A 26790-nucleotide genomic window follows, 5' to 3' on the forward strand; every position below is an offset into this window, starting at 1 on the left:
CTGTCCATATCGGTCAGATGATGAAGGGTTCCATAAGTAAAGCGGTTTTCTCGTGTCTGTCCACCCGGAAGTGTCACGGTTTCCTTTGTGCATCGTGCCATCGCATCATAAGCTAAACTTTGTCTCTGTGTTCCATCGACAGTAAGTCCATAGGATAATCCTGGTCGCTGTGTCTTTGATGCATCTCCATACACCAAACCGGTCTTTGTCTTTGATCCCTCCAGACTCTGCACCAGTCGATTTACGCGATTATAATTGTCATAACCAATCTCAAGTGACTGCACCTCATGCATGTTTGTCACAGTCGGCTCACCTGCTGCCCCGGTATTCTTTTCCAGCGTCACACTCTGTACGAGTCTTCCGGTCATATCATACTGATCATGATCAATACGACCATTGGTTAGATCGGTTTCCGTTTCCAGACTGCCATAGGCATCGTATTCATAACGCACAGCATCGGTACTCTGACCATTCCAGCGTCTGGACTTGATACGCTCCTCTTTGTCATATAGAATTTCCTGCACATCCCCATTTCCATAGGAAATCTTTGTGAGTGGACCATTGTTAGGCGCATAACTGTAACGCTCCAATGTGCGATCTCCAGCCTTTACTGCTGTCTGATTGCCATATCCATCATAATCAAACGTGTAAGTTGTTCCTCCATGAGCAATTGTTTTGATTCGATCTCCCTCGTCATAGGCATAGGAAACCTTTCGTGTCTGTCCCAAAACAGTTGCACTCACACTGCTCAGACGATCGGTTGTCGCCTCATAGCTGTACTGTGTGCTGTTATTTCTGGCATCGGTCATCTTTGTCAGCAGTCGATTGTCACTGTCATAGCTGTAGGAAACTGTTTTCTTTCTGGCATCGGTTACACTCGCCACATTTCGACCATCAGCTGTATAGCTCATACCGGTTCGAATCCGCTTAGCTACTGTTTCTAATACAAAAACCTTATTGTCCTGAATATCAGAAAATGCCACACTAGACGGGGTTCCCGTTGCAATAACTGTTGCCAGATTTGCATAATCTCCCAATTTTACATCAAACTGATAGCCCTGCTTGTTTTCAATTACATAGCCGGTTCGAAGTTCCTTAAAACAGAACTTCTGACTGTCAGCTCCACTTTTTGCCTGAAGAGTCGGGCGGTCATATCCATCAGTTCCCTTACTACATACATCAAGATATTTTTCCGGATCTGACACACTTCTGATAAAATACCAATCCGTTCCGTTTGTGTTTTCAGCCTTTGTCAAAAGAAACTCCTCAGCCTGGCTAAAGGAACTATAGGTCTGCTGCAAACCGTCTCCCACTCTCATTGTGTCATTTACTGCACGCACATACTGACCGGAATGACGAGCCCTAATACGGCAGAGCATTCCATTTGTTGGCTTTGCACTGACAGCACCTTCATCGGCAGGTTCAAAATACCAGATACTTCTTGGTTCCTCATCTACGGCAGCCGTTCCAAGCTCCACATTTGCCTTGTCGGCAAACACATCATTTGCACTTGTTCCGGCTGATACCATAATGCATCTTTTATTGTTGCTGCACTTGGCAAGTAACTGATAGCCACCGCCTGCTACGGCCTTTAGCTGAAACTTCTGTGCTTCATGACCCAGATCCGGATACAACTGAATATTGGTTTTGTCTGCATCCAGCGTATTGAATACATCAACGGCTTTTGACTTTCCTCCCGATTGTGAGATCAGCTTTATGTAACCGTCTCCTGCATTTTCAACCTTCCATTTCTGATCATCCGATCCGTTAAACTGGTACTGCTGCACATTGGATCCCGTAACATCTCCGTCCTTTGTATCCAGATATTTTCCGGAACGCTGCTGGCGAATATAGTACACTCTTCCCACTGTAACTGCGGCTGAATTTTTATCTGCCTCAATGGACATAGTTGTCGGCTGACCCTTTTTGTTGTACCAGAAATAGCTTCGCTGACCCTCGGCACTCTTTGCATACAGCGGCATTCTCTGCGCATTGTAATAAATATCATAGGCAGTGCCGTCCATTGCAGCCATTCGGCTGATCTGATCCTTGCTGTTATGCTGGAAGGCATTGTTTTCTCTTGTCTTTTTGGCTGTGTTTAAGTTTCCCTTGCTGTCGTAAGTATAACTCCAGCTGTCATCTTTTATAAACTGGACATCTGTAAAATATCCCGGATTCATCTGATTGTCATACATAATGTAAAGATGAACCGCAGTATACTGCTTGTTGGTTACAGAGTCCTCATCATCCGTTGATACCACACCACAAACATACTGCCAACCGCTTCGATATGGATCAAAATCCACATTTTCCCACTTATGGGTTCCGTCGGCATAGATGACTGCTGCTGCAATACGAAACGTCTTTCCCGGAATGGCTTCTGCCTTTGCAAAACAACCGAAACGGAATACGTCACCTTCGCCGCCTTTCGCATAGATTCCCTGAAGCACACGCTTTTCCTTATCCGGCTCTCCGGTAATTTTAAGACAACTTCCTCTCTCACTGTCTGTTACTGTTGTATCGGATGCGACCAGATTTACATGGTTCCAGTCATTTACACCGTTAGTGCTGTTTCTTGCAAAGCGGCCATTATTCACCATGTTAAAATCGCTCATGCGATCTCCTGTCTCCAGCTGGAAACAGTCAAACCATGCGGTACCTGTTGTGTTGAAGATTCCACCATAGATTGTGACAACCTGTGCGTTGCTTACGGTGAAGGTCTGGCTAATTCGCTTCCATCCGCCGTCAATATCGGTGTCTGTATTTCCTGTCAGAAATTTTAATCCATATGCCATCGACTGATCTGCAAAACGAACTGCCAGTCCTGCTCCTGCCTGTGCATTATTTGAAACCGCTGCGACATCCTTTACAAAAGTATAGGCAGAAAGTGTATAAGTTCCTGCTTCTAACCAGACCTCCTGAATCACAGCGGCAAAGCTGTTTTTCTGTGTCTTTGTGACTCGAATGGAGGTATCGGCAAAGTATCCCTTGTCCGTAACACGTTCAACGCCCCATGCAGACGCTTCTGTCAGACCGGATGCATTGCCCCAGCCGTCTTCAAACTCACCCATCGCATCAAATCCTGTATTCTTTAGCAGATTGGTTACAAGTTTTCCGGTCACTGCTGACTGTCTCAGCTTATGACGTCTGGCACCATCATCATAATGACTGAAAGTGCTGACATGACCGGCATTGTCTGAGATCTCAGCAGGAGAACCAAATCGATTAAATTTCCATGTATACACATGATTGTCTGCTGATGATGATAACTTTCCATCCAGACCCGGCTCTGTATAAACAGTTGTTCCAAGCTCCGGATAAGTAACTTCAATCTCTGTTCCTGTATGGAAGGTACCTGCTGCATCCGTATATCCCTCCCCAATCTTTGCAATACGTTCCACACCACAATCGGTTCGGTATCCATATACAATACGTCTTTTATCTGCTCCTTCTGCCCAGATCAGCTTATCGCCGTCATAACCAAAACGACTTGTCTTTCCATCTGGGTAGGTAATGTTAGTCAGATGACCGGCGGCATCATACGCAAAGGAAGTATTTCTCTTATTTGCCGTAATGCTGACAAGCTTTGTCAGATCGCTGTTGTAATTAAATACAACTCTCGCACCTGTCGGATCTTCTGCATACTGAATATAATTTCCGGCACTGTTTGGTCCATACTGACACTTCATTGCATTTCCATACGTATCCTTAATCTGACGCAGATAACCATCCTGACCAAACACATACTGTACCTCATCCTTATCCTTCATGATTCGGTACGAATCGTATTCGCTGCTTGAAGTCTGTGTAATTACAAGACCCAGTCCGTCCTCATCCTTGAGCTTATTGGAATCGGAGGTATCCTTGTAGAAGTAATGATTTGTTCCATCGGTATCCGTTAAGACATATGGATAATCACTGTTTCCAGATGCCTTCAATTCCTGCATCAGACTCAGACGAAATCCCTTTCCAAAACGACTCTTTGTATCACAATCAGAAAGATTGTACACATGACTGACACTGACCGGCATCAGAATACCACTTGTGCCTTCATCTTCATGAATAAATACAAGATTTCCATTATATCGGTTTACATAACCACTTCCGGTACGTCCTAATTCCTGCTCGTGATAACTATAATAATCCTCAAGACCCTTTGTACTTCGGTAATAGACAATTCCAATCGGATAACAGTCAGCTGTCAAGCCATACTTATTGACCGGCATATCAGAGGAGACCAATGTCGCTGTTGCATATACATTCTCATTGACTGCTTTTAATGCGATTCCATGATTACTAGACGGATTGTTGTACCAGCCACGAATCAGCTTTGTCACATCAAATGTCTTCGGCACAGCCATGCCATTGGTATTTTCCAGTGTCAGATAGTCCAATGCCTCCGGCTTGAATTTTGGCTGATTATTCCATGTTAGAGTACGCTGCTCCCATGAACCTGTCACCTCATGAGCACTGACACGAAAGCCCTGTCCATTGTCTGCTGAAAATCGATACTGATACAGATTTAATCTTGCATCTGTAATAACAGCTCCCTTTTCAAGTGGTGGAAGTGTATTAAACTTTAAGAAAGTACGGCATATCTCATACGGTCGGTTCTTTCCAACCTCCAGCTCACTGAAGTTATAGCCATAGCTACTGCTTGGATCTTTCGAACGCACAAAAGCATCGTCAATGGTTGTCTGTTTCTTCTCAATGCGAACGGTCGGATCAACCGTAACAGGATAAGCTCTGCCTTCATCCATGAGCCATGACGCATCCATTTTAATTGTAATTTCAGAAATTCCCTGTCCTTTTTCAATCTGATAAGCAGCTTTTAAGATTTCTCCATTTTTATCGAATAAAATTGGTGCATCCAAAAAGAATACAGCATTTTCATCTGAAATTTCAGCGGTGTCTTTTGCTTCCTGTGCGAACATCCTGCATAAAGCCACACTGCCATCTGCAAGCACATGCATTGAAAGTCCCGGATGTTTCATCACAAATGTGATTGTTTCTGTTGCAGCCTCTTTCTTTTTCAGAATAATCTCTTCCTTTACCACCTCAGATTCCAGGCGGTAACGAATATCCATCCCCGGAAGAATCTCTCTAAAATATCCTGCGGATGACAGCTTGGAAAGCTTCAGAAGCTTTTCTTCTGCTGTCTGTGGGTGAATCGAATTTAGTTTAAATTCGACTGGAACTGCTGTCACTTCTGGCGCATTCATCTGTGAAAGCATAGCAGGCTTTTCTTCCTGCATTTTTTCTTCCTGTGTTTTCAGTCCCCAGAAAATCGTAAATCCATCTTTCTCAACACTGGCAAGCTCGATGATTCCAGACTTCTCTTCTGTCTGATCCTGCAGAGCACTTCTCGCATTCTGATTCTCTTCCAGATTAAGCAGCACCACATTCTTCTGCTGCTCTGTTTGCTTCGGTATTCTCGCAATTCTTACCTTCATTCTGCCCTGTGCATTCTCATATGCGAGCTGATCTTTAGAAAGCACAAGTGTATTGTCGATTACTTCCCATGCATCATCCTTTTTGAAATGTACTGCCTTCGGATATATAACTGCTGCTTTTTCTCCATTCTTTGTCTCAAATACACGAGAAAAACGGCTTCTTTCCTTGATGCATTCACGCACCAGACTTCGTCCTTCCTGCTTTACAGCTTCGATTCTATCAGCTGTAATCATCTCATTAGACTTATTTGTTTCATTTACTCCATTCATAATTCTTTTTCCTCTCTTTTTTGATATTCTCTTTCTTGATGTTTCTGTTCTTTTTCCCCTGCTTCGACCAATTCCCCTTTGGCTCTCTGCATCTTGTTTGTTTCCTGTGCTTCACTCTTCTGTCTGAGAAGATCAATCGCACTAGTTAAAACCTTTGGCACCGGCACTCCCATTAATCCGAGATTTTCTGTAATAGATAACAACTCATTCACTAAATACGCAGCCATCACTGCATTACAGATAAAATCAGTTCCAGCAATCAAATCAAGACGGTAGGCCACCAGCACAATCAGTAATGAGATTCCTTTTCTGCAAAGTCCCTTCCAGCCGCTCCTGCTTTCCAGACCTCCCTGTGCAGATTTTTTGCTCTTGTGAAATATGCCTGCCGCCATCATCCCCGTCAGATAATCCAGTGCCATGCATAAAATCAATGTCTCAAGCATGACGCACCTACTTTCTCCTTAGGTGATCCGCTCTGACATATCCGGCATATGCTCCTGCAATGGAAATCATGTTCCAGACTGCTCCATCACTTCCCTTTTGTGTGCCAAGCACTTCCACAAGATTTCCATTATTCAGACGAGGATAGCTTTCTAAAAGTTCCTTGTCACTTCCGGCTTCTTCATACACAAATGTCCATCCGTCTGGATCATCCACTGATGCCACATAGCGGGCAAACGGCTGTGTTTTCTCATCATCTGGAATTGCCACTCCCCAAAAGGTATGATTTTTGAGCTTTCCCATGTTTACGTAGTGGGTATCCCAGTAATTTCTCCAGTAGCTGCTTCCTCTGTCAGACATAAAGAAATACACGTAATGATCTGTAAAAATCCTCTGTCCCTCCAGAAATACACGAATCACCGCCTCTAAACAGCTGCTTCCCCGGATATCCTGATTTGTTGGTGTGGTGTAGGCATTTTTAATAACCTCTTCGAGTGTTTTTCCAAAACCTGAACCATCTGCTCCGATAATGTTGTGGTGCAGCTGATCGTACATCGTCTGCGCCACTGCCATCTGGCCGTTCAATCCTTCTGTAGCTGCTTCCGCAAACACAGTTCTCGCTGCCAGATTTAATTCTTTTGCTGTAAGTCTACTTACCGCATTCATAGGTTTGTACCTCCTTCATTTATTTGAGAAATTTGTTCTCTCATAAAGCACACCGTTTTAAGCAGCTTGGGAGGTACTTTTTTGAAAAATTTTTTTAATTTTTTTTAATGCCCCTTCAATACAGTTTCCAACTGCTCTCCGACCAATCCCCAATTTTTGTGCAATTGCCTGTTGGCTCATTCCCTTATAAAAATAAAGTCGGATGACTTCCATTTGACGTTTTGTCAGCTTGTCCATAGCCTCATACAACATGCAAAGTTCTATTTCTGCTAATACCACCTCATTATCCTCCTGCAAAAAATCCACACTTGCTACCGCAGACCAATCTGAACCGTCACACTCCAACGATACGCATTCGAATTTATCAAAAGTTTTATTGTGATTGTGTTCAAGCCGCATTTCTCCTTCCATTAAAAGTCGGATACTCCACTCTTCGTTCTCCAGTAGTTCCTGTTGAATAGTAATTCGAGTCCCATTGTCAAAGTCATATGTATATTCTTTGCAGCGATCCACTGCCATAACAGTTCGCGCACCATCTGCTTCATAGACTGCATATCCATTCTGATAGACTGTCAACAATGCTGTATTCACAACCTTTTGAGCCACTACAGCAGATTTCATTTCCATAAGCTGCTTAAATGTAGGCAGTTTTCCTTCTGATGTGGCACTTATCTGCGTTCTTAACTCCCTCAGCGTAACATGTTCATTTTGTGCAATGATATTCTCCATTTTTTCCTTTCCCCTTAATTCAGAAAGAGAAGAATACCAACAGCGCATTAAAATAAACTATGTACATAAGAGACATGGTATCTGCCCAATTTTAGCAAATGGCAAAAAAATTCCAGAGGCAGACTCAGTAATCCCATACACATTCCTACAGAATCAATTGATCAATCATTATTCTGTAGGCTTTGCTATGGTATCCTTCGCCTTCTCTAGAATCAGGCTAAAAAATAATTTTGTTTTTTGAACTGATCTTATCATAACAAAATATACGCGTTCTTTTGGCGGCATATATGCCACATCTATGTGGCGAATTTACCACACTTTTTTGTCAAATAAAAAATGCCATTCAGCTTTAAGGGCTAAATGGCATTTCAACTTATTATCGTACCTTTATTTTCTTTACACAAATATGCATCGATTGTTTCGTTTATTATATTTTGATGTACAGGATTTAATTGATCATATTTCTTTTGTATTGAAGCTCCTCTTTTTAAATTTTCCTTATCAAGCAAATCATCTATTGTTACATCAAGTGCTTCTGCAAAATTTTTTAACTTTTTAAAGTTCATTGCACCTTTTGTTCCATTTTCATACCTTGAGATGTCAGCACGATCAACATCCACGGCAATCGCTAACTGCTTTTGTGTCCATTTCTTTTTCATTCTACAATTTCTTATATTTTTCCCCAATATGTACTCTTCGCTGTGTACATTAATCATGCTCTACACCTCCTTTCTCATTTGTACGCTTGTCCCATAATAACATTTTTTGTCTTTTTTGACATAACTTCTTTTCGCATTAATCGTTCTGAACATTTGTTCTTTATCTGTTATACCGCATTTTCATCAATATGTCAATATTTATTCGAACTCTTGTTCCCAACAACTTGACTGCATTCTAGTAAAAACACAAAAAAAGCCTGAAAGCTCTTTTCTTGAACTTTCAGACTTTTTAATATCATGATGTTTTTAGGGACACATATCGAACCAGTAGTGACACATTTTGAGCCACCGTCCCTGTCCCCATGGTCACCCATCTTCTCACCCCCTTTCCGTGGGGAGTGAGCAGGATGATCCTGTCCGTTGTCAGGGGCCTATGCTGGCCCTGGTCTGCTGACCGCCTCCTTTTCCATCTGATTTTTTGCCGGAAATGACAATCCGCGAAAATCGACAAAAATCGCCCGGCAGGTCGTAAACCTACCGGGCGACGATTTGAAGCGTTTTGTTGTTTTCTTACATGGTATAGTTCATACTCATAGCCGGAATATTCCCGTGGCGGGGCAAGGCTTTTTTTAAGCGGTAGAAGTGGATTAGATTATAATGATAGTAAAACAGCATGGCGGCGTCCTCCCGTGGGCCGCCATGCCTTTAACTGCTGGGAATGACAGAAAGAAAGCAGCGGCCTTGATTTCTCAAAACCGCCACCAGTGAATATAAATTAAGCGTGAAAATGGGTCTGCCCAGCAGCGTTTTTTTCTTTTCTGCCGCTGGGCAGATGTTTTTTCTTTAGATACATGATAAGAGGAATTTTTGAAGATTACATAAAGATTTGAAAAATGGACGGACATAAAAGACGTCCATTACACTATCGGAAAATCAGCAAGGAAGTTTCATAGTAACCTTTGCGCCGCCGGTTTCTTTTGAATTTTCTAAAATAAGCTGACCATTATGTTGTTCCATAATCGAATTCGTAATATATAGACCCATACCAAAGTGTAACTTTGAATTGCGGCTTTGATCGCCCATATAGAACCGTTCCTGTGCGTGGCATAATGCCTCTTTAGAAAACCCCGTTCCCTCGTCTGTGACTGAAATTTCCACGAAACCGTTGTTACTCTGAACATCCACATAAAGCGTTCCGCCTTGCGGGGAGTAGTCCAGCCCATTACTGATAACATTCATAATAGCACGTTCTATCAGCACCCTATCAAATTTCAGCATTTGAGGGAGTGAAACAGTATTCATTTGCAGCCTGATTTCTTTTGTCCGGCATAGTGATTCCATATAACCGAACAAGTGCTGCATGAACGCTGGCAAGTCTATACTTTCAATATGGAGCTGATAACCAACCGCCGCCCGTGATATATCAATCAGGGTTTGAATATATGACTGCATCTGGCCGGAGCTTTCCACGACGTAACCAGCGTATAATCGTTGCTCATCATCAAGATTTGTTTCTGTGAGTAAATCAGCATTTCCTTGAATAACCGTCAGAGGCGTTTTCAAATCATGGGCAAGCGCGGCGATTTGCTCTTTCTGTGTCTGTTCGGTTTTCCATTGCCGTTCTAACGAAATTTTCAGATTATCTTTCATATCTGAAAAAGATGCAAGGACATCTTCAAACTCTTTGATTTTGGCGTGTCCTACTTCAAAATCAAGGTTTTGCTTTGAAACCTCCGCAGTTGCTTCAAAAAGCGGGGTCAGTTGTGTACGCAGGTTCTTAGCAAATCTGGCGGTCAGTATGATAATGACCAGCAGCGAATTTACAGCCATCAGGATAAACGCAAGCGTGTCAGGAGATGGAAAATATTCCGGTAGCCATGACACTGTAAATTGAGAACCAATATAATACCTTAAAACGCAAAATTCGTTTTCCCGGACAACAAGTGCAAACTGCCTCCCCGTAGCATATTCAATATATTCTCCCTTTGCGTACAGCAGGGCAATTTCTTTTTCATCATCGTCCATATTGCTGTAAAGCTCATTAAAGTTCTTGTCCAGAATTAAGTAGCCGCATCCCTGTGGAATCACAACCTTTGTAATATCCGGGGCAATCGTCAGCGTTGGAATGATCTCTTTTACCTGCAATTCACTTAGATTTGCTCTTGTAGCTAATCCAACATTTACAGCAAGTCCCTCCAAACCAGAAGGGACAATAATTGCCGCTACCAGCATGACAATGAGGGAGATAGCAAACTGGCGAAACAATATTTTCAATGTAGGTTTCTTTTTCACTCCCATTTATATCCTATCCCCCATACGGTGCTGATCGGACTTATTTTGAAATGCTCCAATTTCGCACGAATATTTTTTATATGCGTTGAGATCGTAGAGTTATCGCCTATTCCATCAAACCCGAAAACGGCTTCATAGATTTGTTCTTTTGTAAAAACCTGTCCCCGGTTTTTCGCAAGGTATTCACAGATTGAATACTCGCTTTTGGTAAGGGGAACCGGCTGTTCTGAAACATACAGTACCTTTGCGGAAAGGTCAAATCTTATATCAGGCTCAAATGAAAGTGTGCTGTGATGCTCCCTTTTTTCTCTGCGTAAATGTGCCGCGACACGGGCGCGAAGCTCCTGAATACGAAAAGGTTTCGTAATATAATCATCCGCACCGATGCCCAATCCAAACAATATATCTTCCTCTAATGTCTTTGCGGTCAGAAAGAGAATCGGGCAGTCTACCATATTCCTGATCTGTTTGCAAAACTCAAACCCGTCTGTGCCAGGCATCATCACATCCAAAAGAATGAGGTCATAGAAATGCAGCTTTTTGATGTCTACATCATCCGCATTTTGACAGACTGTTATCAAATATCCATCTTTCCCCAAACTGTTCTTAATCAATTCCAAGATAGAAACTTCATCGTCAACTACAAGTAAGTGGGTCAAAAAATCACCTCCCGCCCCATTATACCACATTGTCGAGGTTACTCATCATTATTTTTAATGTCAGCTTTCCGATATTCATTGTTGATATTTACAGCTACGGCATTGCTTATATCCACATCCACAATACTGTAAACGTAGCCGAAACTGAAATCTTCCCCCGCCACATTTTTGAAGCGTTTCGATACCTGTCCGATTTCTTCTTGCAGTTCTGACATTTCAAGACATTCATCCGTTATGGTATATGTCAGGCCGTTATATGAAATTTCATCATAGTTTGCGGCGTTCAGCTCATAATACGGCAGAGATTCATTTAACGCCTTATTTTTATCGGCGGTATCGCGGAGCGCACCGCAGGCCGATAAGCATATAAGACTTACAAGCACAATTACCACGGCAAACAGGCACTTTTTATTCACTGTTTTTACCTCCCTCCCAACCATGAAACCAAGCCAAACTGGCAATCAGCAGACAAACAGTGCAGCATACAGAAATAATCATACCGCTGAAAAAATCGGTTTTTACCTGTGCATACAGTTGGGGGTTATCCCATGCAAGCACAGTGTAATCCATAGCACGAACGCCCCAGGCCCAGGGAATATATTTCCATGTAGCGTCACCAAGCCCTGTTATCATAAGGGCAGCTATTAAACTCCCTGCAATTCCCAATCCCATAGATGCACCTTTTCCGAAGCTCATTCCCACAAACAAATGAATCAGGTAAATGGGAAGCATGGTAATCAACAATAGAATCCCTGCTTTCAGGTAAAGGCTTGCCGGAGCATCCCTATATAGTGCAGCGAATGTTCCTAACGCTAAAAATGTTGCGCCAAAAGCACAGATCATCAGAAAACCAAGTTTACCAATATACGTTGCCATGCGAGATGGGATTGTTCCCAACAAAAGCTGATAATGCCCGGCCTGATTTTCGATCTGAACAACCAGGCCCACAATAATGCCGATCAGAAACGGGAACGCAACGGCCAGCACTTCCAGATAGGCACTGATTTTGGTTGCCAGTTCCCATCTGGATATATGATAGTAACCCGCAAAAATCGCCGCACATATAATCGGAATCATGCTGTGCATATAGAGCAAAATGCTATGTTTACACTTCTGATATTCTGCTTTCCAGCAGCGAACCACAGATACCATAGTTACCCCACCTCCTTTTTCTCAAACCATCTTGCAGTTAAAAATGACAGCGCCGCAAACCAGGCCAGCGAAATGACCAATACAAGTATAATCATCCAAAATGCCATTGCCGTACTCTGATCTGCAACCGGCTCACCATTAGGCAAAATACCTAACACGGAAATCATAAGATGCGGCACCCAGCTATACGGGCAGATCATCCACAAAGAGGTTGTAGCCGTGAAAATCCCTAAAACGCTTCCAAGTCCGGCATTAAGAATAACCGTGACAAAGATACCAACTTTTTTTGATAACCATAAGCACAGCGGAACTTCCCATAGGCTTGCAATGACAATACAAGCTGTTCCGGCCGCAGCCTGCCAAATTCCGATTGTCAGGGGAATTTCGTTGATAACTAATATTGCAAAACCGCCCAGCAGATTTAGCGCCAGGAAAATAAAATTCCCCACACAGGAGTAAATACCGGCCACTCCAATTTTTGCTTTCCAGACTTTGTTCTGCGAAACAGGCAATGAAGCAACGGCACGATATTTTAGTTTGCCATTATCCCGCTGTTCAATCAAGGCACAGGTGAGCGTAAGGAATCCAGGATAAAGCAGGATATACCACCAATTATAAGAATTGAGCTGGAACCAAAGAGGGGCAAAAAAGTTCATAAGCGCAGTTACAAACGGGGCCAGAACGATCAGCGTTTTTGTGAAAGTTCTCTTATGCTTTAGGTTCTCTGCCTGAATATATGCCATCTCCATTTAATATCCCTCCTTACCATTTCTGCGAATAACATCCATAAAGAGTTGTTCCAAATCTTCACCGGCGCGAAGCTCTCCCTCATATCCAAGGACGCCGCCAGCAATGATACCCACATGATCTGCAATCTGCTGGACTTCTGACAGAATATGGCTGGACAAAATAACTGTAATCCCTTTGCAGGGAAAAGAGCGAATTAACTCTCGAAGTTCCTCAATCCCTAAAGGGTCAAGGCCGTTAGTCGGTTCATCCAGAATCAAAAGCTGGGGACTGTTCAGCAATGCAATAGCAATACCAAGCCGCTGCTTCATACCAAGAGAAAACTGCCCGGCCCGTTTCTTGCCGGTATTCGTGAGCTGGACAATTTGCAATACCTCGTTAATTCGTGCATCGTCCAGGCCGAGCAATGTAGTTCTGACTTTGAGATTTTCGTATGCAGTCAGATTTTCGTAAAGCGGGGGCATCTCAATCAAAGCACCGATATGCTCCAGATCATTCCGCTTCCACGGGTGGCCGTCAAACTCGATGCTTCCCGATGTGGGGTGCAAAATGCCGGTGAGCATTTTTAAGATCGTGGATTTGCCAGCCCCATTCGGCCCCAGCAGACCATAAACCGAGTTGCGCCGGATGTTCAGTGACACATTGTTTACCGCCATTTGCCCCTTGAAATTTTTGCAGAGGTCAGTCGTTTTCAAAATCATATCCATATAATCAAGTCCTTTCTTTGATTTTACGGATAGCATACCGGGCAATTTTGAAGATTTCATAAAGATTCCCGAAAACAGAATATGAACAATACACCGTAACCGTGGAGCATATCGCAACAAAGCACCAACCTACGCATTTAGGGCCTTAAAAAGCCCTATATTTCAAGGTTTTTCCCGTATAGTCGGCGGGGTATGTGAGTGTTTTATCCTATCCCCGCCATAGTGCCGCTCTAAATGCGTAGAATTTACCAGCAGAAAATCGCCGGTTTCTCTGGCTCCATACTCCCAGATATGGTATCATGGAAAAAATCAATCTGACGGGGGTATCAGGATGGACGGACAAGAAAAGCTGCTGGAAGCGTTGCCGAGCTTCCCGCTGGAACAAGAATAACGATCAAGAGGGCTGCACCCTCTTGGAACCATTGGGGACAGGTACGCTGACTTGATTAGTGTCCCTGGTGGCTCAAGTTTGCAAACTTTTGTTCTTTTCCCTACTCGACTACATTCTAGTAAACACAAAAAAGCCTGAAAGCTCTTTTCTTGAACTTTCAGACTTTTTAATATCATGATGTTTTTAGTGACACATATCGAACCAGTAGGGACACATTTTGAGCCACCGTCCCTGTCACCATGCGTAAACCACTGCCTCGTAAGGTCTCAGCACGCCAGCCTTTACATCCTTATAATTCTGAATCAAAATGCCCTGTGCGCCTGCAATCTTTTCCTCAATTTCTGCAGGAACTCCCACCTCTTTTTCTGAATCATTACAAAGTACAAGCAGCTGTTTATCACCGAGTGTTCTGGTATATGCGTAAATCTGCGGATGATCTGGAATCAATACGTCATACACACCGTTCACCATAACTTCGTTTGTATGGCGAAGTGCAATCAGCTTTTTATAATAAGCAAAAACAGAATCTGGATCGTTTACCTGTGCGGCTGCGTTGATTGTTTTGTAGTTTTTATTTACCTGCAGCCATGGTGTGCCTGATGTAAAGCCGCCATTGTCAGATGCGTCCCACTGCATTGGTGTACGTGCATTGTCACGTCCAACTGCCTTGATATAGCCCATAACTGTTTTGGCCGGGATATTTTCTTTTGTTGTCAGCTCTTTGTAAGCATTGAGACTTTCAATATCACGATAATCTGCGATATTTTCCATGTAGGCATTTGTCATGCCAAGCTCCTCACCCTGATATACATATGGCGTACCCTTCTGAAAATGAGTCATAGTTGCAAGCATCTTGGCTGACAGCTCACGGTACTGCTCACTATCATTTCCAAAGCGTGAAACACATCTTGGCTGATCGTGATTAGATAAAAACAAGCTGTTCCATGCGCATCCCTCTAAGTCCTTCTGCCACTTTGTAAAGTTTGCACGCAGCTCTGGCATAGTCATTGCCTCACCGTCCCACTTTCCATGATGGCACGGTTTCAGCGCACTTCCTGAAACATGCTCAAACTGGAAAATCATATCAAGCTCGCTGCCATCAATATTTGCATATTTCTTTGCCTGCTCAGCATTTACGCCTGGACACTCACCTACAGTAATCAGGCGATACTTAGACAGTACCTTTTCGTTCATCTCACGCAGATATTTGTGGATGTTTGGACCGTCACAGCTTGTGTTTCCAGTGTAGCCATTTCCATTCTCCGGTCCATCCGGCAAACCAGGATACTTGGAAATCATACTGATTACATCCATACGGAAGCCATCGATTCCCTTGTCGCACCACCAGGTCATCATCTTAAAGACTTCCTCGCGAACCTTCGGATTATCCCAGTTTAAATCTGGCTGCTTACGGGAGAAGGAGTGAAGATAAAACTGACCTACACTCTCTACATACTCCCATGCTGAACCGCTAAAGCATGACTCCCAGCGGTTAGGCGGATTGCCGTTCTTGTCAGGATCTGCCCACATATAATAATCATGGTACGGGTTGTCCTTGCTCTTCTTGCTCTCTATAAACCACTTATGCTCATCGGAAGTGTGATTAACAACAAGATCCATCATAATTTTTATATTAAGACTATGTGCCTTCTTTAGCACGCGATCAAAATCGTCCATGGTTCCAAAGTCGTCCATGATATCCTGATAATCACTGATGTCATATCCATTATCATCATTAGGAGATTTATAAACTGGAGACATCCAGATCACATCAATGCCAAGCTCTGCCAGATAGTCAAGTTTCTCATAGATACCCTCTAAATCACCGATTCCATCTCCATTTGAATCCTTAAAGCTTCTCGGATAAATCTGATAAACTACCGCATTTTTCCACCATTTTTCGTTCATATGCTTCATAACCTCTTTCTACTAAATACTGTCTTTTATTTTAACATGATACTTATTCTTAATCTAATGCTGTCAAAATCTCCTTCACTGCTCCAAATACATCCTCTGGTGCATTAAGAAGTGTGAGCTGATCAAGCAAATATGCATCATTTCTTGATCCCTTCTTCTGGGCGATTGCATAGATCTGATCCTTTAAGCTAAACTCGATCTCTGCGCGATTTAACAGTTCGAAGATACGCTCAACCTGATGATTATCAGCAAGTGCAGTATTGTATGTAACGACTGTAATCTCACTTTCAATATCCTGCATAGGAAGAATTATTGTTGTGCACTGCTTGGCGCTGTCATAAGAAGTCTCAAGCGTCTCATATGTGCCGTCTGCTTTCTTTTTCTGTGCCGTCATGCCTTGTGCTGTACCTGCAAATACAAGTTCATATGCACGTTCTGCTGGCATTCCTTCCTTCTTTGTCTTTTCTGGTGTGATCGTAAGAACAGCCTCATCGCCCCACTTATATGTAAATGTGGTTGAGCACCAAACATTATCGGTTGCTTCTTCGTCAAGTCTAAAGCTTCCGTCTGCACCTGCTGCCACGATAACCTTAAGAATCTCTGGATTATCAATCGCATTGCCCGTTGTGCGCGCATCAAGTGTGACAATGGCACCTGCCTTTGCCAGTACCGGAATGCTGTCAAGGCTGCGGTACAGCTCGATCTTACGATCTCCATTGTAAACTGTTCCTGTAAACAAATCAATCCAGGTTCCCTCTGGAAGAAGTGCCATAACCTTACCCATTCTGGTAGCTGTGCTTATTGGCTGTGTGATTGGATTTACAAGAATATCTGAACCAAAATAGTATTCGTTCTTCATTCTAAATGCATCCCACTTGCCAGGATTCTGATAGTAAAGCGGCTGAATAAGCGGAATACCTTCCTCGCTTGCTCTGCGGTTCATCGTATGAAGATATGGGATCATCTGATGGCGCAGACGAAGGAACTTGTCCATGATCAATTCCACTTCCTTGCGATAGCGCCATGGCTCTTTGCCGTTAAACTCGCAGCAGGTGCTGTGAAGACGCATAATCGGAGAGAATACACCAAGCTGCAGCCAGCGAAGTGCAAGCTCATCATTCTTGTAGCCCATCATGTGACCACCAATGTCGTGGCTCCACCAACCATAGCCGATATTGGAGGCTGTTGCTGTGAAGTACGGCTGGAAATCTAATGATTCCCATGTAATCACGGTGTCACCTGAAAATCCGACTGGATAACGATGGCTTCCCGGACCGGCATAGCGGGAGAAGATAAGTCCCTTGCCGTCCTTTTTCTGGCTGTGTATGGTATGATAGTGATTGAGCATCCACAGCGGGTCTAGGCCCGGGATCGCGGTGTTAGTACCCTGCTGCCAGTCGATCCACCAGAAGTCAACACCGTCCTTTTTCTCGATCTTCTCATAGACATATTTAAAATAGCCTTCAAGCAGCTTTCTGTTCGTAAAATCCATCAAAACAGGCTCGCCCTTTTCCTGATCCACGCCCATGTAGGCAGCAAATTCTGGATACACATCCTCAAATGCCCTGACACCGTCTGCCGGATGATCATTTAACGTTACCTTCATGCCTCTTCTATGCAGGTTGTCGGTAAAACGCTTTGGATCCGGGAAAAAGTCCTTGTTCCATGTGTAGCCTGTCCAGCCTGCTCCATATTTCTGGTCGATCTCAGTCAAATGCCAGTCCATGTCAATTACACCAACGGTAAATGGAATATTCTCTTTCTCGAAGCGGTCCATCAGCTCGAGATACGATTTCTCCGTATATTTATAGTAGCGGCTCCACCAGTTGCCGAGTGCATACTTTGGAAGGATCGGGGTTGCACCAGTCAGCTTATAATAATCTTTCAGGCAGCCCAAATAGTCGGTACCGTATCCAAAGTAATACAAATCCTCTGCATCAATGTCTTCTCTTCTTTCAATCCAACCGTCTTCTGTCAGCAGCATTGAGCCCTTATCAGAGATAACTGCCCAACCTTCCATGGAAAACAGACCGTCCTGCAGTGGAATCTCGCCATTTGCCTGATCAAGTGTACGGGTGGTTCCCTTCAGGTTATGTCCGATATCGCCGTAATGCCATGTGGACTCATAGATGACTTTTTGATTTCTCTGCTCGATACGCAGGTTGTTTCCAGCAAATCTGCCTCCAGTGTAGACAAGTCTTGCCTTGTCAGTCTCAATGATCAGCTCGCCGTTTTTCTCATTTACAGTGTATTCCGGCACATCAAAGGTTCTATTTACAACCATCTGAGTCTTCTTGTCTACAAACACACCTTTTTCGCTGTATTCCATACGAATCATGCTCGGTGTTAGTACGGTAAAACGATAATTCTCGCCCTGTACAATTGCATTTTTTACGTTCATTTTTCATATTCTCCTTATATTCTGATTTATTTCATTTGCTGTAACTATTCAGAATCCCATTCGCAAAATCGCATCTTCGATGCTTCTATTTTGCTCATGTGGTTATCTCGCCATATAAAATTGCTATTCTGTCTGAATGCAAGCATTCACAGAAAGCAATTTTGCATGGCTCTGAATAGTTACCATTTGCTTTAGTATAAAGCATAATTCTACATATTTCTTGCAATATTGTTCCTATTTATAACATAATCCTGCTGTGTTGGATTCATTTCATCCCACTATCCTACGAAGGCCCCATCGGTCAAGTGATTAATCGGCGAGCCAAAACGCTTTGCCTAATTTGTATCTTTCGTCTGTAGTGGAATCCACACCTCTGATATTGCGCCAAAGTTCTCATCCATATTAGATAAGTGAAATTCTGCTTGCTCGCCGTATATCAGATTCAAACGTTTTTTGATGTTTTGAAGACCAACATGACGGCGGTTATTGTAATAGATTTCGCCATTATTTTCAATTTTTTCAAGGACTTCCGCCGAAAAACCTTTGCCATTATCCGACACACAAATATAAAGACATTCTGCATCATTATGTTTTTCTTTTGTGATAAACAAAGAAATTTCTCCTTTTCGTTCTGGTGTCAAACCATGCGAAAATGAATTTTCCACAAGTGTCTGCAAAAGAAGCACCGGAATTTCAATATCTCCAAGTCCATCATCTACCATGCAGTCAAATTGAAAATAGTCTTCACCGTAGCGAAATCGCTGAATGCTTATATAATTTTCCACGTGGGCAATCTCCTCAGAAAGAGGACGAAGCACTTGGGAACCCTTATAAATATAGCGAATATAATCAGACAAAATGGAAGTGATAGTAACAATATCTGTTTCACCCTTGTTGTCTGCAATTCCATGTATCAGGCTTATACAATTTAGGAAAAAGTGCGGCCTTATCTGCTCTTGCGCAAACTCAAGCTCAATCTGTTTTTCATTAAGCTCCTTCTCGTAAATCGTAATTTTTAGTGCTTGGATCTTTCTAACCAGATTTCTAAACTGCTCATTTGCACTCTCAAGCTCCAAAAGATTATTGGAAGAATTGTCATGCAGATATGTGTCTGTGTCAAGCTCGTCAAGGCTATTGACAAAGCTTTGGAGTGGGAATAAGATATGACGGATATATATTAATACAACGACAACACAAACAAGTATACAAATTACCAGCATTATAATAAGAATAACTTCCCACCTATTTGCAACTTGAAGCACACCATTTCCCGGCACAACATAGATGCACAAATCACCGAGACCACTAATCGCATAACAATATATATTCGTCTGCTTTACAGTCCCCTGCTCAAAATCTCTAATCTCCTCTTCACTGACATTCTGTGGAAAAATATTATCTTCATTATCAGTGTCATATATGTATGGCAGAATCGTGTAGCCTTTCGTACAATTTTCAAGATCCTCAAAAATGCGCTGCAATGGAATCAAGTTTCCTGCTATCTTTTGCCCTTTCATATACCAGGTCAACAGGTACATCTGATCTTCTATCTTGACAAATTCATGATAAAGTGAGTTCTGCCGCCTTGTCATATTTGCAGAAAGATAGACCATTAAAAAACGTTCAGTCGACGTTTTTACACTTTTCGAAAACTTTGTTCCCGTACTCGTAATTAAGGCATTTGATGTGCCAATATACTCATAATAGCCATATACAGAATCATGCCAAATTGCCTGAATCCGAAGCTGTTCTGAAATTTTTTTCAAAATTGGAAATACCTGAGAGCTCTCTGAATTAAAGTAATCCGGCAGCTCATTTGTCGCCTCATTCGACTCTAGAATGTTAATCAGCTCTACACGCATAACGTCCATCTCTTTTTGAAACTGACTAACATACAGCTCTACCGTCTCTGACACATATTGATTTACCAGGTTCCTATTCTGGTTAGTGCTGATAAGAAGTGTTCCTGCCAAGCATGACAGCAAAAGCATTACAATTAAAAGAATTGAAAAAACGATATTTCTTAAACTGAACTGCTTTACCTTAATATGCATTGGCTTACCTCCTTTATCACGTCCTACAATAAAAGCAGCCAGAAAATCTGTCTGCTTTTATTGTAGTCTATTTCATTTTGTCTGTCTACAGAGAAATTTTATTTACTCCATGCTCTCAAGATAAGCTGCATATGCACCCTGCTGTAAGGATACCAATTCCTCCAGACCCATTGCATTTAACTGATCAATATAGGAATCCCACTCATCCTCAACACCACCGTCTACTACCCAATGAGCATACATAGACTCAACATAGCTGTAAACATCAGTTCCGATTGCAGTGATACGATTTAACTCATCCTCAGTGTACTGAAGAGCTGGCATTCCGGTGTTCTTATCGGTAGTAACATACTTTGCGTTTACTTCGTCTTCCTTTAACTTGATACCATCAGATACATCGTCCGGGATGATAACCTTGTCATAGAACTCTGGATTCATGTACTTCGGACCGAAATCTCTAAGCGCATTTGACCATGCTGCTGTATCAAGAGAAGTATCATCATCTGTAGAATGAACGCTGTAAGTTCCGTCATCATTTGCTGTTACAGTAACACCCAGTGAACCATAGAAAGTCTGTAAGGAAACAAGATCATCATAGAAATTATCTGCCCACTTTAACAGTGCCTCTGGATCCTCACATGCAGTTGTGATAACAAGCTCTCGATCTGTAATGTCTAATGATGCTGTAGCACACTCTACATAATGAATATCATTGTAGCCCTCAACAGCCTCCATTAAGGAGTACTGATCTGCATTCTGACCAGCTTCTGAATCAGCAGTCCATGCAGAGATAATTCCAACCTTAGAACCGCCCTCTGCCTGCAGCTTTGCTGTAACAGATGAAGTATCCTGTGTGAAGTACTCTGGATCAAGTACGCCGTTTTCCCAGAGCATATGCATCCACTTAACAGCTTCCTTATAGTTTTCCTGTGCTGGAACAAATACAGCCTCGCCATCATTATTCAATCCCATGTAGTTGGTATTACGGCTAACCATGCAGCCCCATACAGAAAGGATGTGCTGGCAGTCTGCCTGAAGGTTAGTTCCTGCATTGTTTGTCAGTCCAATCTCATTTGTCGGATCGCCGTCACCGTCTGCATCCTCTTTTGCAAAAGCAAGGAGTACATCGGTCAGTTCATCGAGTGTCTTCGGAGCTTCTAAGCCAAGGTTATCTAACCAATCCTGGTTGATGTACAGTCCATTTCCACATACGGTCGGACGAAGAGGAAGCTTCTTAGGGAGGGAATAAATCTTTCCGTCACGATCTGTACATGCAGCGCGAAGCTCCGGACACTCTTCCATTGCCTTTGTCAGATTCGGCATGGTCTCTTCGTTGATATATGGTGTCAGATCAACGAAATAATCCTTGTTCTGTGCCATATCAGAAGAATTCAGACAGATACTTCCAACAAATGCATCCGGCAATTCACCAGAAGCAAGAAGAAGAGATTTCTGCTCAGACCAGTCAGAGTTGTAATAAATCTGCCAGTCAAGATCAACACCTGCCTTCTCTTCCATCTCTGCCATTACGCCTTCCTTTAAGAAGTCATTTGGCCATGCATCAGTCCAGCGAACAGTTGCTACAGTAAACTGCTTTGCATCGCCCTCATCTGCAAGTGCAGTAACAGTCGGTGCTGCGATAGCTCCAAGCATAGTTGCCTGTGCAAGAAGGATGCCTGCGGTTGCTTTCAGATTCATATTTCTTTTCATAGTTTTAATCTCCTTTTTTGCTTTATGATTATTTTTTGTTTTGAATTTTTATTATTACAGGCTTTACAGCCTTTTTATATCAGCCCTTTACAGCACCGAGCATAACGCCCTGATTGAAATATTTCTGTACAAATGGATACATGCACATGATTGGCGCTGATGATACAACGATTACTGCATACTTAATCAGATCGGCCATCTGCTTTGCTTCTACTGCTGCTGAACCTGTCATCATTGAACTGATTGTCTGGTTACTGATTAAGATATTTCTAAGAACGATCTGCAGCGGCTGAAGTGCCTCACTTCTTAAATAGATCAATGCGTTGAAGTAGCCATTCCACTGTCCAACTGCTGCCCACAATGCGATAACAGCGATGATTGCTTTAGAAAGCGGCAGACAGATTTTGAAGAAGAAGGAAATGTAACCGCAGCCGTCAAGCTGTGCCGCCTCCCAAAGTTCGTCTGGAATACTGTTTTCAAAGAAGGTTCGTCCAACAATGATGTAGTAAGTAACAACCGAGAATGGAAGCACCATAACGGTCATTGTATCAGTCAGTCCAAGATTTTTTACTACCATGTATGTAGGAATCAGACCACCTGTAAAGAACATTGGAATCAGATAGAACATGTTGAACAATTTCTTGCCGTAAAGCTTCTTTCTTGATAATGCGTAAGAAGCCGGGATATTAGCAGCCAATGTGATAATTGTTCCAAGCACTACATAGATAATGGTATTTCTGTAGCCAGTCCATAGTCTTGTATATCCTAAAAGCTGCTTATACGCCTTTAAGCTGACTCCGCGTGGGATAAACATGATCTCGCCGTTTGATACCAGCTGCGGATCACTGATGGACGCAATCACGATAAAGTACATCGGATAGAGTGTAATCAGAATTAAAATTGTTCCAATTGTGTACAGAATGATATCAAAAATCAAGTCGGCTCTTGAACGCTTAATTTTGTTTGTCTTTGCTGTTTTGTATGCTGCCTTGCTCACTGTTTTTCCCCCTTCCATCAGACTAATGAAGTATCACTGATTTTTTTAGCTATCATATTGACTGCTATCAAAAGAACCAGATTGATGATGTTGTTAAACAAGCCGATCGCTGCTGATAAGCTGTACTGATTGCTTACAAGACCCATCTTATACACGTAAGTTGAGATGATCTCACTTGAACTGCTGTTTAAGTTGTTCTGCAACAGATACACCTTCTCAAATCCAACGCTCATAACGCTTCCCATTCGAAGGATGAACATAACTGTTGCCGTTGGAACCAATGATGGAAGGTCAATGTTAACAATCTTATGCCACTTGTTTGCACCATCCATTGTGGCTGCCTCATAAAGGCTTGGGTCAACTGAGGAAAGTGTTGCAATGTAGAGGATGGAATCCCAACCGACATGCTGCCAAGCTTCTGTCCATACATAAATATGAGGGAACGCAGATGCAGAACCCATAAGGTTTGGAAGTTTGAATCCAAGCAGTCCAACCAGCTTTGCGATGATTCCTGTACTTGGTGATAAAAACAGGATAATCATACCAGACATAACAACGACTGAAATAAAATGCGGCAGATAAGTAGCTACCTGCAAAAACTTCTTAAACTTCGTTGAGCGGATCTGATTCACCATCAGTGCCATAATGATTGGCAATGGGAACGTAACGGCAATCGTGTACAAGCTTATTACGATCGTATTTTTGATTGTTACGGAAAACTGATACGATTTGAAGAACGTTATGAAGTTCTTCATGCCGACCCACTTACTTCCCATAATACCAAGTGCCGGCTTGAAATCCTTAAAGGCAATGATGACACCGTACATCGGGTAGTAGGTAAAGATCAGGAAAATGATGATAGACGGAAGCATCAACAGATATAGCTGACTACTTTCCTTAAGCTTTTGCCCTACACTGAGCTTGCTGCTTTTTGACTGAGTCTTTTTCGTTTTCACGTTTTTCTCCTTCCTTTTTTACTAATTATTTCTTTTTTCTTTATGGTTTTATAGTACATTTTTTATATTTTTTCTGCTACAAAATTTCTGCTAGGAAATAACAAAAAAAAGATATCTTTTTGTGATATCTTTTTTCATAAAAATCGTTATTTTGTTATTTTATCGTTTTTTTGTTAACAAGTTTTTTGTTAACAAGTAAAAACTCACAAATCTATTTCCTATATTTTGCCCTATATTCATTCGGTGTGCTGCCCACATAATCACGAAATGTCTTGCTAAAATAGGAAAAATTGCTATATCCAACCTCCATCGCAATTTTACTGATCGGATCTGTAGATTCCCTTAGAAGTTTTGCTGCCTTTTCCATGCGCCGTCTTGCAATATATACAGGCAGTGTCCGTCCAGTCTCCCTGATAAAAAGCCTCGTTATATAATCCTCTGACAGATACACCTGTCCTGCCAGAACAGAACGCGTCAATTCACCGCCTAAATTTTCTTCAATATATCTTTTTAATTTGGCAATGGTTGCCTCCGCCTTGTCTTCTGTTTTATGCAGACTATCCAGCTTTTTCCAGACAGTTTCAATAAAATCAATACATCCCTGTTCGGAGCGGCGTGCCAGAAAGCTCATTCGCTCATACTCCTGCCAGTCAAACAGTTCTTCAAATGTCTCATTGTTGTCACGCAAAACTTTTAACAGCAAATCGCCCATATGCTTCACGAAGCGTCTTAAATCTGACAAGTACCAGCTTCCGCTCTCACAAGCATGATCAACATAGGTAAGCATTTCCTGCATAACGTCCATGTAAGCTGTATTGTAAGATGAATCACCTGAAGCTGTACTCTTATGAAACATTTCCTGCCATTTCTCCCAAAAAGGCTCCGAATAGGAAATCTTTCGAAGTTCCCACGCCCGCTCCTCAATCATCAATCGTTTATTCGGAATTGCATGCTCGCGCATATCAGAAATTATCCGAATTGCCTTTGCGATGCTTGCATATGGGCGCCCTACTGTAATATAAAAGCAATAGCTATGCGCAGTCTGTTCATTTAACTCTTGCTGCATTTTTGACAGCTGCTCCTCAAGGCGATCATAATCGGCAAAATTTTTTAATACGAGAAGCCACTCGGCATCCTTATATGATACAGTCACGTCAAGATCAAGTTCCCGCAAATATTTCTCTGACACTGTACGCATACAATAATTATATAATGAAATGTCCTTTACCTTCTGACGCTCATCGCTGTTGTCGAGAAGCCCTGCAAGAACAAGTGTAATTGGCTGCACAGATGGATAGAGTTCACTATATTGAGCATCTGATAAACTACTGGTGTTTGACGTACCAACACCATCAGAAAGTGCCTGCACTAACACCTTTTTCCACACTTCCTCACGTTGTTTCTTCTCCTGACTGTTCAGATTTGTATGTTCCTTTAACAGTTCATCACAAACTGTCTTTAGCTCCGCCTCAAGATCTTTATTGGAGATTGGTTTTAGCAGATAGTTAACAGAACCTAATCGAAGCGCCTTCTGTGCATAAGTAAAATTTGCATAGCTCGACAAAAAGATACATTTCATATCTTTTCCTTCCTCACGTATCCACTCCACAAGCTCAAGACCGCTTCCCATAGGCATATCCACATCACAAAGAAGAATATCTACCTTGTATACCTTTAAAATTCCCTTTGCCTCATGGATATTATTTGCAGTAAACACCATACCGATGCCAAGACTGTCCCAATTTAATGAATTTTTTGTTTTTTCTGTCAGAATCTGGTCATCGTCCACCAGCAGAATTGTCAGTCCCATATTCTGTCTCCCTCCATTTTTCGCCGTTTTTTATACGCAAAACAGCGCAGAATCTACCGCCATTATACAACAGATTCTGCGCATAGGGGAAGTTTTTTTCATCCCATTATAGATCGTTTTTTACTCTCCGCACATAGCTGCTTCAATATCCTCTAAATATTCAAAGCCATATTTTTACTTAATTCCCATTGTCAAATCGAATGCTTATCTCCCACTCAATTTTTTCTTCGCGAATCTGATATTTCTCTGCCAGTCTCGGACCACAGGAATTAGAGCCAATTCCGCTTTGCTTATAGTCAAGCGCCACATAAATGCCATCAGATGGAACAAGCTCAAAGTTATGTGCCTTTTCGTCAAGCTCCTTTTCACTGTAGCGTGATGCCTAGAAGCTGAACGGCTTTTTGCCCTTTGCATACAAATTTCCAACAGATGCATACTGACAGTTGTAATGGTTTCCATTTTCCTGTGGGAAAACATAATCCTCAAACATATCATCAACTGTTGTGTCAAAACGATCTACCCATGATGCACGATGCTTATCGGAATAGCTTTCATATGGACCATATCCGTAGTATGTTACATCGGTCTTATCGTTTGGAAGCTTTAATCCAAGACCAAAGCGCGGAAGATACGGGAATACCTTGTCAAAGTTTCCATCTAAGGAAAGGTAAATGGTTCCCTCAAGATCGAGCAATACTGTATGGTCAGTTGGAAAAGTAAATTCCAGTTCCAGTAGGTCATAACCGGAACTTACCATTGCAAAAACAGTGGTGGAAGTA

Annotated in this window: 18 protein-coding genes and 1 pseudogene; all 19 read right to left on the reverse strand. The window is 42.3% G+C overall.

Annotated features, from left to right (window positions below; translation table 11 throughout):
- On the reverse strand, positions 1–5723 hold a 5723-nt coding region (locus LKD48_RS14050), incomplete at its 3' end, for a DNRLRE domain-containing protein (RefSeq protein ID WP_308732340.1).
- A complete protein-coding gene (locus tag LKD48_RS14055) occupies positions 5720–6166 on the reverse strand; it encodes a phage holin family protein (RefSeq protein ID WP_227102589.1) in 447 nt (148 codons plus the stop codon). The genes LKD48_RS14050 and LKD48_RS14055, both read right to left, overlap by 4 nt.
- A 7-nt stretch (positions 6167–6173) precedes the next feature.
- On the reverse strand, positions 6174–6830 hold the full coding sequence (locus LKD48_RS14060; protein ID WP_308732341.1) for a hypothetical protein: 657 nt from the start codon (positions 6828–6830) through the stop codon (positions 6174–6176).
- A gap of 57 nt (positions 6831–6887) precedes the next feature.
- On the reverse strand, positions 6888–7559 hold the full coding sequence (locus LKD48_RS14065) for a sigma-70 family RNA polymerase sigma factor (protein WP_308732342.1): 672 nt from the start codon (positions 7557–7559) through the stop codon (positions 6888–6890).
- A 368-nt stretch (positions 7560–7927) separates the two neighbouring features.
- Entirely contained in the window at positions 7928–8275 is a 348-nt protein-coding gene (locus LKD48_RS14070) for a helix-turn-helix domain-containing protein (RefSeq protein ID WP_308732343.1), read from the reverse strand.
- 876 nt (positions 8276–9151) lie between these two features.
- Positions 9152–10516, reverse strand: coding sequence for a sensor histidine kinase (locus LKD48_RS14075; protein ID WP_308732344.1), 1365 nt, complete (start codon positions 10514–10516; stop codon positions 9152–9154).
- Positions 10507–11169, reverse strand: a complete 663-nt coding sequence (locus LKD48_RS14080; RefSeq protein WP_055056575.1) for a response regulator transcription factor — start codon at positions 11167–11169, stop codon at positions 10507–10509. The genes LKD48_RS14075 and LKD48_RS14080 overlap by 10 nt, the downstream gene beginning before the upstream one ends.
- A 38-nt stretch (positions 11170–11207) precedes the next feature.
- Positions 11208–11585, reverse strand: coding sequence for a NisI/SpaI family lantibiotic immunity lipoprotein (locus LKD48_RS14085; protein WP_025580194.1), 378 nt, complete (start codon positions 11583–11585; stop codon positions 11208–11210).
- Positions 11578–12321 (reverse strand): lantibiotic immunity ABC transporter MutG family permease subunit, encoded by a 744-nt coding sequence (locus tag LKD48_RS14090; RefSeq protein WP_308732345.1) that lies wholly within the window; start codon positions 12319–12321, stop codon positions 11578–11580. Before LKD48_RS14090 ends, LKD48_RS14085 begins: the two co-directional genes overlap by 8 nt.
- Positions 12322–12323: 2 nt before the next feature.
- Positions 12324–13070 carry a lantibiotic immunity ABC transporter MutE/EpiE family permease subunit gene (locus tag LKD48_RS14095; protein ID WP_008705323.1) on the reverse strand — a complete coding sequence of 249 codons (747 nt, stop codon included), beginning with the start codon at positions 13068–13070 and terminating at the stop codon, positions 12324–12326.
- Positions 13071–13775 (reverse strand): lantibiotic protection ABC transporter ATP-binding protein, encoded by a 705-nt coding sequence (locus LKD48_RS14100; protein ID WP_308732346.1) that lies wholly within the window; start codon positions 13773–13775, stop codon positions 13071–13073.
- Between the two features lie 625 nt (positions 13776–14400).
- A complete protein-coding gene (locus LKD48_RS14105) occupies positions 14401–16074 on the reverse strand; it encodes a glycoside hydrolase family 13 protein (RefSeq protein WP_308732347.1) in 1674 nt (557 codons plus the stop codon).
- 58 nt (positions 16075–16132) lie between these two features.
- Positions 16133–18484 (reverse strand): glycoside hydrolase family 31 protein, encoded by a 2352-nt coding sequence (locus LKD48_RS14110; protein ID WP_308732348.1) that lies wholly within the window; start codon positions 18482–18484, stop codon positions 16133–16135.
- A 335-nt stretch (positions 18485–18819) separates the two neighbouring features.
- Positions 18820–20538 carry a sensor histidine kinase gene (locus tag LKD48_RS14115; RefSeq protein ID WP_308732349.1) on the reverse strand — a complete coding sequence of 573 codons (1719 nt, stop codon included), beginning with the start codon at positions 20536–20538 and terminating at the stop codon, positions 18820–18822.
- A gap of 102 nt (positions 20539–20640) precedes the next feature.
- Positions 20641–22248, reverse strand: coding sequence for a type 2 periplasmic-binding domain-containing protein (locus LKD48_RS14120; protein WP_066559153.1), 1608 nt, complete (start codon positions 22246–22248; stop codon positions 20641–20643).
- A 79-nt stretch (positions 22249–22327) separates the two neighbouring features.
- Positions 22328–23245, reverse strand: coding sequence for a carbohydrate ABC transporter permease (locus tag LKD48_RS14125; protein WP_262538104.1), 918 nt, complete (start codon positions 23243–23245; stop codon positions 22328–22330).
- Between the two features lie 17 nt (positions 23246–23262).
- Positions 23263–24201 (reverse strand): ABC transporter permease, encoded by a 939-nt coding sequence (locus tag LKD48_RS14130; protein ID WP_308732350.1) that lies wholly within the window; start codon positions 24199–24201, stop codon positions 23263–23265.
- Positions 24202–24412: 211 nt separating this feature from the next.
- Positions 24413–26011: a response regulator transcription factor gene (locus LKD48_RS14135; RefSeq protein ID WP_308732351.1), complete on the reverse strand. Its 1599-nt coding sequence runs from the start codon at positions 26009–26011 to the stop codon at positions 24413–24415.
- 178 nt (positions 26012–26189) lie between these two features.
- A pseudogene (locus LKD48_RS14140) lies at positions 26190–26768 on the reverse strand (beta-galactosidase small subunit).
- Positions 26769–26790 lie beyond the last annotated feature (22 nt).

Origin of the sequence: Anthropogastromicrobium aceti (genome assembly GCF_020687335.1) — a bacterium.
Taxonomy (GTDB): Bacteria; Bacillota; Clostridia; order Lachnospirales; family Lachnospiraceae; genus Anthropogastromicrobium; species Anthropogastromicrobium aceti.

Coding starts and splice junctions, on each gene's coding strand:
- LKD48_RS14075 (WP_308732344.1), bottom strand. CDS start 10,516: ATGGGAGTGAAAAAGAAACCTACATTGAAAATATTGTTTCGCCAGTTT.
- LKD48_RS14115 (WP_308732349.1), bottom strand. CDS start 20,538: ATGCATATTAAGGTAAAGCAGTTCAGTTTAAGAAATATCGTTTTTTCA.
- LKD48_RS14100 (WP_308732346.1), bottom strand. CDS start 13,775: ATGGATATGATTTTGAAAACGACTGACCTCTGCAAAAATTTCAAGGGG.
- LKD48_RS14135 (WP_308732351.1), bottom strand. CDS start 26,011: ATGGGACTGACAATTCTGCTGGTGGACGATGACCAGATTCTGACAGAA.
- LKD48_RS14090 (WP_308732345.1), bottom strand. CDS start 12,321: ATGGTATCTGTGGTTCGCTGCTGGAAAGCAGAATATCAGAAGTGTAAA.
- LKD48_RS14055 (WP_227102589.1), bottom strand. CDS start 6,166: ATGCTTGAGACATTGATTTTATGCATGGCACTGGATTATCTGACGGGG.
- LKD48_RS14105 (WP_308732347.1), bottom strand. CDS start 16,074: ATGAACGAAAAATGGTGGAAAAATGCGGTAGTTTATCAGATTTATCCG.
- LKD48_RS14060 (WP_308732341.1), bottom strand. CDS start 6,830: ATGAATGCGGTAAGTAGACTTACAGCAAAAGAATTAAATCTGGCAGCG.
- LKD48_RS14095 (WP_008705323.1), bottom strand. CDS start 13,070: ATGGAGATGGCATATATTCAGGCAGAGAACCTAAAGCATAAGAGAACT.
- LKD48_RS14065 (WP_308732342.1), bottom strand. CDS start 7,559: ATGGAGAATATCATTGCACAAAATGAACATGTTACGCTGAGGGAGTTA.
- LKD48_RS14070 (WP_308732343.1), bottom strand. CDS start 8,275: ATGATTAATGTACACAGCGAAGAGTACATATTGGGGAAAAATATAAGA.
- LKD48_RS14110 (WP_308732348.1), bottom strand. CDS start 18,484: ATGAACGTAAAAAATGCAATTGTACAGGGCGAGAATTATCGTTTTACC.
- LKD48_RS14120 (WP_066559153.1), bottom strand. CDS start 22,248: ATGAAAAGAAATATGAATCTGAAAGCAACCGCAGGCATCCTTCTTGCA.